General features: G+C 33.6%; 9 protein-coding genes. 7 read left to right on the top strand and 2 right to left on the bottom strand.

The annotated features are described in order from the left end of the window. Positions 1 to 187 precede the first annotated feature (187 nt). On the top strand, positions 188 to 2,098 hold the full coding sequence (locus GKZ88_RS00975) for a S9 family peptidase (RefSeq protein WP_155100536.1): 1,911 nt from the start codon (positions 188 to 190) through the stop codon (positions 2,096 to 2,098). Positions 2,099 to 2,182: 84 nt separating this feature from the next. Here GKZ88_RS00975 and GKZ88_RS00970 read toward each other — a convergent pair whose 3' ends face one another. Continuing rightward, entirely contained in the window at positions 2,183 to 3,199 is a 1,017-nt protein-coding gene (locus tag GKZ88_RS00970; protein WP_155100535.1) for a hypothetical protein, read from the bottom strand. Positions 3,200 to 3,489: 290 nt separating this feature from the next. Between GKZ88_RS00970 and GKZ88_RS00965 the strand changes: the two genes are divergently transcribed. The 5 genes from GKZ88_RS00965 (at position 3,490) to GKZ88_RS00945 (ending at position 9,392) form a co-directional block, all read left to right on the top strand. After that, positions 3,490 to 3,918, top strand: a complete 429-nt coding sequence (locus GKZ88_RS00965) for a copper resistance protein NlpE N-terminal domain-containing protein (RefSeq protein ID WP_155100534.1) — start codon at positions 3,490 to 3,492, stop codon at positions 3,916 to 3,918. 141 nt (positions 3,919 to 4,059) lie between these two features. Continuing rightward, positions 4,060 to 5,160 (top strand): acyltransferase, encoded by a 1,101-nt coding sequence (locus tag GKZ88_RS00960; protein WP_155100533.1) that lies wholly within the window; start codon positions 4,060 to 4,062, stop codon positions 5,158 to 5,160. 317 nt (positions 5,161 to 5,477) lie between these two features. Next, positions 5,478 to 7,784: a type IA DNA topoisomerase gene (locus GKZ88_RS00955; RefSeq protein ID WP_155100532.1), complete on the top strand. Its 2,307-nt coding sequence runs from the start codon at positions 5,478 to 5,480 to the stop codon at positions 7,782 to 7,784. A gap of 174 nt (positions 7,785 to 7,958) precedes the next feature. Next, complete coding sequence (locus GKZ88_RS00950; protein WP_155100531.1) at positions 7,959 to 8,435, top strand: DUF6265 family protein; 477 nt, start codon at positions 7,959 to 7,961, stop codon at positions 8,433 to 8,435. Positions 8,436 to 8,966: 531 nt separating this feature from the next. Beyond that, complete coding sequence (locus GKZ88_RS00945) at positions 8,967 to 9,392, top strand: hypothetical protein (protein ID WP_155100530.1); 426 nt, start codon at positions 8,967 to 8,969, stop codon at positions 9,390 to 9,392. A 138-nt stretch (positions 9,393 to 9,530) separates the two neighbouring features. Here GKZ88_RS00945 and GKZ88_RS00940 read toward each other — a convergent pair whose 3' ends face one another. Next, positions 9,531 to 10,691, bottom strand: coding sequence for an MFS transporter (locus GKZ88_RS00940; protein ID WP_155100529.1), 1,161 nt, complete (start codon positions 10,689 to 10,691; stop codon positions 9,531 to 9,533). Positions 10,692 to 10,872: 181 nt separating this feature from the next. Between GKZ88_RS00940 and GKZ88_RS00935 the strand changes: the two genes are divergently transcribed. Then, positions 10,873 to 11,598: a DUF4198 domain-containing protein gene (locus GKZ88_RS00935; RefSeq protein ID WP_155100528.1), complete on the top strand. Its 726-nt coding sequence runs from the start codon at positions 10,873 to 10,875 to the stop codon at positions 11,596 to 11,598. The last annotated feature ends 85 nt before the right edge of the window (positions 11,599 to 11,683 follow it).

The following is an 11,683-nucleotide window of genomic DNA, read 5'->3' as shown; positions in this document are numbered from 1 at the left end:
TTCAAAATTTCGTATTTCTTCCCAACAAAACCAATCGGTTATACAATTTAAATCATCTTTAATCAATATTAGAAACTTTTTCTTACTTTTGAAATTATACAAACCACATTTTCAACAAAATACAATATTTCAAAAATGTATTTTATTGAAACTTTTATAATTCCAGAAACACCAAAAAAAGCAAAATATGATTAGAAAATCCGTTTTATCCGTTTTAGTTGTTTTGGCAACACTCTTTATTTCCTGCAAACAGGAACCAAAAGAAACCCCTGCCCCATTAATTGATGTGAAAACTTTTTTCAAAAATGGAGAAAAAAGTTCCTTCCGAATTTCACCCGATGGAAATTATTTTAGTTATCGCGCCGATTACAAAGGAAAAACCAACGTTTTTGTTCAAAAAGTGGGCGAAGAAAAGTCGGTTCGTGTGACCAATGATACGCTGAGAAGTATTTTCAATTATTTCTGGAAAGGCGACAGAATTGTGTATGCTCAAGATATTGGCGGAGATGAAAATTTTCAGCTTTTTTCGGTAAAAGCAGACGGAACAGATTTAAAAGCATTAACGCCTTTTCCAGGCATCAGAAGCGATATTACAGACGCTCTGATTGATATTAAAGGAAAAGAAAAAGAGTTGATTGTGCAGATCAATAAACGCGTTAAAGAATATTTTGACCCGTATCTTTTAAATGTTGAAACAGGAACTTTGACGCTGCTTTACAACAATAAAGAAAACTACGACGGCTGGGTTACTGATAATAATGGTGTCATTCGCCTTGCATCAAAAACAGATGGTGTAAACATTACGTGGAATTACAGAAATTCAGACAAAGAACCTTTTACACCTTTGATTACAACGACTTTCAAAGATATTTTTACACCTTCGTCTTTTGATAAAAACAATAAGAATATTTATGCGCTGAGCAATATCGGAAAAGACAAAGTGGCTTTGGTTGAGTACGATCCTATTGGCAAAAAAAATGTAAAAGAACTTTTCGCTGACAGCAAATATGATTTAGACGGCATTAATTACGACAGAAAAAAACAAGCTTTGGTTTCTGTTGACTGGGAAGGTGAAAAACAAGAAAAACATTTTTTTGATAAGGATTGGGAAGAAATCAATACCAATCTGAAAAAACAAATTGAAGGCTACGAAACCGAAATTGTTAGTTATGATGATGCCCGAACTAAAGCTATTGTCTGGGCCGGAAATGACAGAACTCCAGGGAAATTTTATCTATATGATTTTAAATCAGCCGAAATTAAAGAAGTTGCAGATCCATATCCGTGGATTAAGGAAAATCAAATGAGTCATATCAAACCTGTTACGTATAAATCAAGAGATGGTTTAGAAATTCATGGTTATCTAACGCTTCCGCTTGGTATTGAGCCAAAAAACCTGCCGGTGATTATCAATCCGCATGGCGGACCTTGGGCAAGAGACGGCTGGTATTATAATCCAGAAGTTCAATTTTTAGCCAATCGCGGTTATGCTGTTTTACAAATGAATTACAGAGGAAGTACGGGCTACGGAAAGAAATTTTGGGAATCAAGTTTCAAACAGTGGGGAAAAACCATGCAGGACGATATTACAGATGGCGTTGAATGGCTGAAAAAAGAAGGCATTGCCGATGAAAAACGAATTGCAATTTACGGAGGAAGTTATGGCGGTTACGCAACGCTCGCCGGAATCACTTTTACTCCAGATTTGTATGCGGCCGCGGTTGATTATGTGGGCGTTAGTAACTTGTTTACGTTCATGAATACAATTCCGCCTTACTGGACACCGTATTTGGATCAGTTTCACGAAATGGTGGGCGATCCTAAAAAAGACAGTTTACTGCTTGCATCATCATCTCCGGCATTACACGCTGACAAAATTAAAACACCATTGTTTATAGCACAGGGCGCAAACGATCCAAGAGTAAACAAAGCCGAAAGCGACCAAATGGTTGAAGCGCTAAAAAAACGCGGTGTCGTGGTAGAATATATGGTTAAAAATGATGAAGGACATGGTTTTAGAAATCAGAATAACCGTTTTGATTTTTACTCGGCTATGGAGAAATTCCTTGACAAACATTTGAAACAGAAAAGCAAATAAAACTGAGATAATTGAAACCAAAAAAGGCTGTAAATAAATATTTTACAGCCTTTTTTATTTAGTAAAGTTTATGTCAAAAGTCTTTTATTTTGGTGCAAATCGATTATGATCATACGATTTTTTCTCTACAATATGCTGTATCACAAGATTCTTGATTTGATCTTCGTTTAAACTCTGAGTGTATTTTTTAGCAACAACAACCTCTAATCTGTTCAATTCCTCTTTTGACAAATTCTCAAAATAAGAAATTACCCTTTCTTTGTCTTCAAGTTCGTTTATATCAAGATTCGGAATTACTTCAAGCGCTGGAGCAGTTTCTTTGCTTCTTTTTAAAATAGTATTTTTTTCTGTTTTTTCAGCAACTTTTTGAGGTGAGACTTTAACGGGAGTATTTACTTTAGAAATATTCAAATCATTCCTCTTTTCAGGTTCTCTTGAAACAGGTAAATCGGCATAGTTCAATTGTGAAGCTTCTTTTAAAATATATCCTAAAACAGCAGCCGTAAAAGCTTTCAGCAAAAATGTTAATACTTCACTACCTGTAATAGATACAACTGCAAATGCAGAAAATACACCCAGTAATATTAATAAAAAACCCAAAACTTGGAAAAATTTCTTTAAAATAATATCAATTTTTAGGATACGAATTCCCAATAAAATATTAACAATTATCAATGTAATATTAGAGAGAACCAGCACTAAGGCACTTGAAATAGAGACTGAAGCAAAAGACGTTAAGGAATTAATATCTTGCTCCCCATCAAGCGATAAATATAGCTGTACCGATTTAAATACAACCAAAGCCACTGAATAAAGCCCGATTAATAAGAATACCAAAGAAACATTTATCAATGAATCTGCTTTTTTATACTTCAATATTCGATTTAAAAAAAGTTTAAAAACGATCAATATTCCCATCCAAACCAAAGTACTTATAAGGGATAAACTATTTGCTGTAAGACCATGAAACCATGTTTTGTCAACATAAAAAAATAGTTTATAAACTCCAAAGAGAATTGTAAAACCAGCATAAATAAAGACTATTAATGCGGTAATGTTGTAAAATTTCGGTAAACTGGTTTCTGTAGTAGAGTTGCTCATAAAAAGTAGTAATTTCTTAATTGGTGATTTGATTGATGTTTATAAAAATTTGGCAAAATGAACTGTGTTGTTTTATTTAATATGAATTGTTATTTTAATAGATATATTCACAAAACAGCATAATACTTAATCAAGATACATACCAAAACCATAAAAACAAACTATTATTTTAGTTAATAGGAACAAGAAATAAGCAAACACATTTCAAATCAAAAATATATAAATTTTAATTACTAATCATCAGAAGATTTTTACTTATTTTTATTTTTCATTATATCTAAACCAAACTTATGAAACAACTAATCATCGCTCTATTTTTAATTTCAAACATAACATTATTGGCACAAACTAGTCAGTTTTCAGGCAATTACAACAGAAAACTTTCTGACGGAGAAAAACATATAATCGAATACCACTTGACTTTAAATTCGGATGGAACATTTGTATTTCATTCCTATTCAAAACTGCAAGGTGGAACACCGCCAGAAGCCAACCAATACGGTAAAGGAAAATGGAGTGCAAAAGGTGATTTAATAACGTTCTCTTCGAATAAACAAGAAGATTTTGACGAAAAAAATACTTTGGATTTTAATAAATCAACCGCACGATTTATAACTAAAAATCCGAGAGATAAAAGCGATAAAATCGTTAAAACAAAACTTCAATTTTTAGAATCAGAAATTTTTTGGATGAGCAGAATTGATATTTTTAAAGAATAGCACCATTTTAATTTTTCACATAAAACTAAAAAGCTGTAAGAAATATTCTGCAGCTTTTTGCTTTTATAAACTTAAAAATGAATCTTTGTAGAGATCGCCTAAAAACGATCAAACTATTAAATTGAAAACCGAAAGGCCAATATGACTACCCAAATTCAACCAAACCAAAATTCGAATCCCGAAACAGTAAAACCAAAACAGCATTTTGAAATCCTTGACGGCTTAAGAGGAATTGCCGCTTTAGCCATTGTCGTTTTTCATTTTATGGAAATTGTTTATCCGCCAAATGAAAATTTCATTGCACATGGTTTTTTGGCTGTCGACTTTTTCTTTTGCCTCTCCGGATTTGTTATTGCCTATGCTTATCATGATCGAATTGGCAAAATGACGCTGAAAGAATTCTTTAAATTAAGGTTAATCCGATTACATCCTTTGGTTATTTTTGGTTCCATTCTGGGTTTGCTGACATTTATTTTTGATCCTTTCAGCAATCATTTTCAAAACTATGAAACTGGTAAATTAATTCTGGTGATTGTAAGTTCACTTCTTCTAATTCCGTTTCCGGCAATGCCAGACCGTTATTTTAATTTATTTGGTTTAAGCGCACCTGCGTGGTCTTTGTTTTGGGAATATATTGCTAATATTTGTTATGCTCTTTTTCTTCATAAGCTAAGTCGTCGCATCCTGTTTTTATTAACTATTCTTGCTGGAGCAGGAATCTGTTTTATCAGTAATCGCGCGGGCGGTTCGTTAATGGGTGGCTGGAGCGGTGAGACTTTCTGGGATGGATTTGGACGTATTTCCTACTCTTTTTTAGCCGGAATGCTCATTTACCGTTCTAACTGGATTATTGAGTCAAAACTGGGTTTTGTTGGTTTATCCATATTAATGTTATTAGCACTTTTAATGCCTTTTACGAGCTGGAATTGGCTGAGCGAACCTGTTGTTGTATTGCTTTATTTCCCTCTATTAATTGTATTGGGAGCCGGAGCAAAACTATCAGAAAGCTTTAGAAAATTATGTGTCTTCTTCGGAAAAATATCGTATCCGCTATACATGACGCATTATGCCGTAATGTGGATATTTGCAGGTTATTATGCGAAATATAAACCAGATGCAAGTCAACTGACTTTTATTATAATTATTGGAACGCTTCTTCTGCTTGGTTTTGCCTATTTAACAATGGTTTTTTATGATACGCCAGTTAGAAAATATTTGACGGAGAGAAGAAAGAAGATATAATCTTATTTCACGCAGATTTAAAAAGATTTAAGCAGATAAAGGCAGATCATCCTATTATGAATCTGCTTAAATCTGCCGAATCTGCGTAAAAAAACAATAAAGCTATCAATCTATGTAGAGTTTCTTGTGTGATCCTTCCTCTCTCAAGATGACAAAAAACTTTGCGCCTTAGCGTCTTTGCGAGATTTAAAAAAAATAGCTTTAAAAACCTTTGAAGTTTTGTCCCGATAGTTATCGGGATTGCATCTTTGTCCCTCTATAATTTCGATACCAAATTCTAAATTCCTAATTTCGCCTATCAATAAGAAAAGGAGAAAATGAAGGTATGTATTGCTGAGAAACCAAGTGTAGCACGTGAAATCGCATCCGTTTTGGGCGCTAATACCAAACATGACGGGTATTACGAAGGAAACGGTTATGCCGTAACCTACACTTTTGGGCATTTATGTACCTTGAAAGAACCCAATGATTATAAACCGCACTGGAAAAGTTGGGATTTGAACAATCTGCCTATGCTTCCTGAAAAATTTGAGACTAAAGTCGTTGAAAATTCGGGAATCCAGAAACAGTTTAAAATCATTAAAAGTCTATTCGATAAAGCCGAATTGGTTATAAACTGCGGGGATGCTGGACAAGAAGGAGAATTGATTCAGCGCTGGGTGATGAACGAAGCAAATTATAAAGGCGAAATACAGCGTCTTTGGATTTCGTCCCTAACCACCGAAGCCATAAAAGAAGGTTTTGACAACTTGAAACCCTCTGAAAACTACGATAATTTATTCTACGCCGGATTTTCGAGAGCGATTGGCGATTGGCTTCTCGGAATGAATGCTACTCGTTTGTACACCGTAAAACATGGCGGTTACAAACAAGTTTTGTCTATCGGGCGCGTGCAGACACCAACATTGGCAATGGTTGTGGAAAGATTCAAAGAAATTGAAAACTTCAAACCACAGCCATATTGGGAATTACAGACTTTGTACAGAGAAACACTTTTCAGCTATGAGGAAGGCCGTTTCTTAAAAAAAGAAGACGGAGAAATTCTGGCTGAAAAAGTAAAAGAAAGTGATTTCGAAATTGTTTCTGTTGATAAAAAAAACGGAAACGAATATGCACCAAAACTATTTGATTTAACAGGTTTGCAGGTTTATTGCAATCAAAAATTTGGATTTTCTGCAGAAGAAACGCTTAAAATTGCACAGACTTTATACGAGCAGAAAGCGATTACATATCCCAGAGTTGATACGACTTTTCTTCCAGGAGATATTTACCCTAAAGTGCCGGGAATTCTGCAAAAACTGACGCATTATGCTCATTTAACAGAGCCTCTTTTAGGAAAGAAAATTAAAAAATCGCCAAAAGTTTTCAACGATAAAAAAGTAACGGATCACCACGCTATTATTCCAACCGGAATTGAGATTAATCTGCCGTACAATCAACAGCAGGTTTATGATATTATTGTAAAACGTTTTATTGCTGTTTTTTATGACGATTGTTTGGTTGCCAATACTACAGTTATTGGAAAAGCGGCCGATGTAACTTTTAAGGCAACTGGAAAAGAAATCTTGAAAAAAGGTTTTCGTATTGTTTTTGAAGATCCAAATGCGAAGGAAAAAGAACCCGATTTACTGCCGAGTTTTGTTGTGGGTGAAAAAGGCCCGCACGAGCCTTCTTTCCTTCAAAAAGAAACCAAACCGCCCAATCATTTTACAGAAGCAACTTTACTGCGCGCGATGGAAACCGCAGGAAAACAAGTTGATGATGAAGATTTACGCGAATTGATGAAAGAAAACGGAATCGGGCGTCCGTCAACGCGTGCGAATATTATTGAAACCCTTTTTAAGCGTCAGTATATTGTACGAAATAAAAAACAGGTTTTACCGACAATAACCGGAATTCAATTGATTGATACGATTCAGAATGAATTGATCAAATCGGCGGAGCTTACTGGTTCTTGGGAAAAACAATTGAAAGATATTGAAAAAGGCACTTTTACGGCTGCTGCTTTTATAAGAAACATGAAACGAATGGTTGAAGCTTTGGTAACTGAAGTCCGAAGTGAAACCAGACATGCTAATATTTCGCATGCTGCAACGATTCAGAAACCGGTTGTAAAACCGGAAAAGAAGAAAGCTGCGGGAGGAATTTTGGCAGAAACTTGCCCGAAATGTCAGAAAGGAAATTTGATCAAAGGGAAATCGGCTTATGGATGCAGTGAATATAAATCGGGCTGTGATTTTGTACTGCCTTTTGTTTTTTCTGATAAAAAAATTACGGAAAGCCAATATTTACGATTGGTTCAAAAAGGTTCAACCGTAAATATAAAAGGCTTTAAAACCGATGCTGGAACAGTTGAAGGTTTGATTCGTTTTGAGGAAAATTACAAACTCAAATTAGAACCCAAGAAAACCGAAGCTAAAAAATCTGCAAAAGAAACATCAGATTCTTTAACATGTCCGAAATGCAAAAAAGGCACAATCCTGAAAGGCAAAACAGCTTATGGCTGTGCCGAATATAAGTCGGGTTGTGATTTTAAAGTTTCTTTTGATGAAGTTCGAGCTAAACTAAAAGACCAAAAACCAACGAAAGAATTGGTTTACTCTATTTTACAGGAAAGCGTTTAAATTATTTCACGCAGATTTAAAAAGATTTAAGCAGATGCGCGCAGATTTTATTTAATTAAAATCAGAATTAAATCTGCTACAATCAGCAGAATCTGCGTGAAAAAATCATTTCAATCTTGGTAATCTGTGGCAAACATTTTTTTCATACTTTAGTGCAACCAAAACCTTTAAATTATGTTTCAGAAAATTACTCTTTTAGCGCTTATAATCACTTTCGTTTCTTGTCAAAAGAAAGAATCTGTTGAAAAAGATAAAATCAAAGTGGCCGACTGGCTTATTGGAAACTGGGAAAACAAGTCTCCTGACGGTGTTTTGACTGAAAACTGGCAAAAATTAAACGACAGTACTTTCAGTGCTGCTTCGTATTTTATAAAAGGAAAAGATACTTTGCATTTTGAATCTATTGTTTTGGCTCAATTAGGCGAAACGCTTACTTATAAAGCAACCGTAAAAGGACAAAATGATGATAAACCGGTTTCATTTCCGTCAACATCTGAAACAAATCAAAAATTAGTTTTCGAAAATCCGAAACATGATTATCCTCAAAAAATCACGTATACAAAAGGTGCAAATAATACTTTAACAGCTGAAATTTCTGGGAACTTGAATGGAAAGCTGACAACGGAAAGGTTTATTATGACGAAGAAGTAAATCAATGAAACAGAGAATAAATTACATCCAGATAATTTTTCATTTCATTGCGTCTTATTTCATTATGTTTTCTTTTCGGACATTTTCATGGCTCCGCGATATTAGACTGATTGAACTATCACAAATTCACGGTTCTCAATATGTTATGGACAATCACAAAAAGCTCGGAATAACTCTAGAGGAAATAGCTTATTTTAATTTTTGGCCGAATATTTATAGTTTGATAGGAATTGTTTTTGCTCTTGTTATATCAATTGTGATCTCAAAATTTAAAAAATGGTCTGTTCTAAATAGCTTTATCGTGCTGATACTAATTTATCTTTTATACCGATATAATTCTTTGGGTTGGGATTATTTTAGAATTTTAGCAATAGGTCGTTTTATTGATGATTACCGATTAAATTTTATCATAACCGGATCATTTTTTTTAATTATTGGACTTATTATTTTCTTTTCAAAATGGACAAATAGACTAATTCAAAATCAATATCAGAAAACAACTTAAATAAAATTTTAACTATAATTATTAAAATGAAATACAGTATTTCAGAAGAAAACAAACAAAAATTTATAAAGAAAAGTAGAATTTTCATGTCTGTCTATTATGGAAGCGGTATGTTAATCGCGGCTTATGTTTTGACAAAAGATTTCAATTCAGGGTCAATGCAAATAATGATCTTTTATGTTTCAATCCTAATTGTTTTACCAATTGCTTGGTTTTATTTTGACAAAAAATGGAAAAAAACACTTTCTACAGTTTATGAAATTGACAATGAAAAAATAATTATAACAGAAAAAGGAAAACCAACAAAAACTATTTCCTTAAACTCAATTTTTGCAGTCACAAAAATTCCTAACGGGTATCGGGTTGAATCCAAAAATGGAAAATTTTACATTTTTAGATTAATCGAGAAACAAGATGAATTAGTAGACGAATTAAAAAAACATATTAGATAAATCATGCATAATTTCCAACGGATTGAAATTCGTTGCTACTACACATTCCATTCCTACGGAATTTTACAAAAGAATAAAGAACAAAAGGTTCGAAAAATCTTGTAGAGCTGGACTTCAGTCCAGTTTAGATTGAAAATTTTATTCGTTTTCCCCAATTTTATTCACCATAAAAATCATCAGAATTCCTAAAAGCGCCATAACCAGAAAAGCCCATTTCATACTTAAATACTCTGAAATAAAACCCACCATTGGCGGCACCAATAAAAATCCCAAATAACCAATAGTAGAAATAGAAGTCAATGCCGAACCGCTGCTTAATTTTGAAGATCTGCCGGCAATGCTGAACACCAACGGAACCACGCAGGAAACGCCAAAACCAATCAACATATAACCAAAAATAGTTGGATATATATAAGGCAGAATGAAACAAATACCAAAACCTACTGTGATTAAAATCCCGCTGTAAAGCAGAATTTTTTTAGTTCCAAATTTCATTACGCCGTAATCTCCAAATATACGTCCTAAAGTCACTGCGGATGCAAAAAATACAAAAGCGGCACTGGTTAATTTTGGAGAAGCTTTTAATATATTTTCGAAATAAATACCACTCCAGTCGTACATTGTATTTTCACAGGCCATTGAAACAAAACAAATCAAAGCGAACTTCACTAAGTTTTTTTCAGGCATTGAAAAGAATTTCTTTTTGACCGGAACAGGCTCATTATGAATACTCATTGGATAAAAACAAGCTGTAACTGCCATCATAAAAACACTTACTCCTAATAAATGATGCGAGGGTGCAACATGCTGCGTAACCATGACATAACCCAATCCGGCACCTGTAAAAATCGCGATACTCCAAACAGCGTGAAAACGAGTTATAATTGATTTGGGATATAATTTTTGGACCTCCAACGACTGTGCATTAATTGACAAATTGAAAATATTTCGAGAAGCTCCAAAAATTAAAAGTACAATAACCAATTGCCACACAAAGGCAACCAAACCGGGCAAAGCCAGTACTATATTAAACATAACTGCTCCTAAAAGCATGATATAACGACTGCTGTATTTATTTAATAATCTTCCTGTAAAAGGCATTGTAAGCATTAAACCAATGGGAAAAGCAAATAAAACGGCACCAAATTGTGCTTCAGACAAATGCAATTGTGCTTGTATGTGCGGAATTCTAGAAACCCACGATGAATATCCAATTCCGGAGAGAAAGAAAAAAACCGTGTTAGCAATACGATAGCCTTTGGGGGTATTTTGGTACTTTTTTAAGAAAGGTAAAATCATGAAATCAATTTTCTGACTGCAAAATTAAGGCTTTTAAAATGAACTTCTTCTTTTTTATAAAATACTAAATCTTAAAAAAAATGAAAACTTTACAAATCTTTCTTTTCTTTTATTTTTAATTATTCTAAATAAACTTTAAGTTTGTGCAATAATCCTATTTTATAATTTTAAACTTCATTATATGAAATCGAAAACTTTAAAAACAATTACATTTTTACTTTTAATGTTCGCTGCCAGTCCGCAATTATTTGCCCATGCACTTTGGATCGAAACAAAAGCTACGGGAGTGAAAGGAAAAGCACAGGAAATTTCAGTTTATTTTGGAGAATTTTCAGAAAACGATATTACAAAAGCTGACAAATGGTTTTCAGATCTAAAAGATTTCTCATTGGCAGTTATCAGTCCGTCAAAGAAAGAAACTAAACTTACTTCAAAAGCTTTAGATAATAAGTATCAGGCATTTTTTACGCCAGATGAAGATGGAGTTTACACTATTGTAATGCATCACACAGTTAAAGATGTTTACGGAACAATGAAGTTAGATTATAATTCAAGTGCAACAGTTGTTGTTGGAAATAAGACTGCAGGAAATACAATACTGGCAAACAAAAATCAGATCAGTTTATTTTCTGAAAATGCCGACATCGCAAAAAAAGATGCAAAAGTATCCGGTGTAGCAGCTTATGAGGGAGCATTAGCAAAAGAAACCAAAATCAAAGTAATTGCTCCAAACGGCTGGGAAAAAGAATTATGGACAAATGATAAAGGTGAATTCTCATTTACTCCTATCTGGTCAGGAAATTATATGGTTGAATATGCACACACAGATAAATCGTCTGGAGAGCACAACGGCAAAAAATATGATGAAATTTGGAAAATGGCTACTTACCAAATTACAGTAAAATAATAATACCCCTTCATTTTTAAATTAGTCTTAGTAAAAAACCTTGTTCGTAAGAACAAGGTTTTTTTGTTTTCAGTTTGCTTCTTTT

The sequence above is a fragment of the Flavobacterium sp. LC2016-01 genome (genome assembly GCF_009711135.1).
Taxonomy (GTDB): domain Bacteria; phylum Bacteroidota; class Bacteroidia; order Flavobacteriales; family Flavobacteriaceae; genus Flavobacterium.
This window is presented reverse-complemented; position numbering and strand designations above follow the sequence as displayed.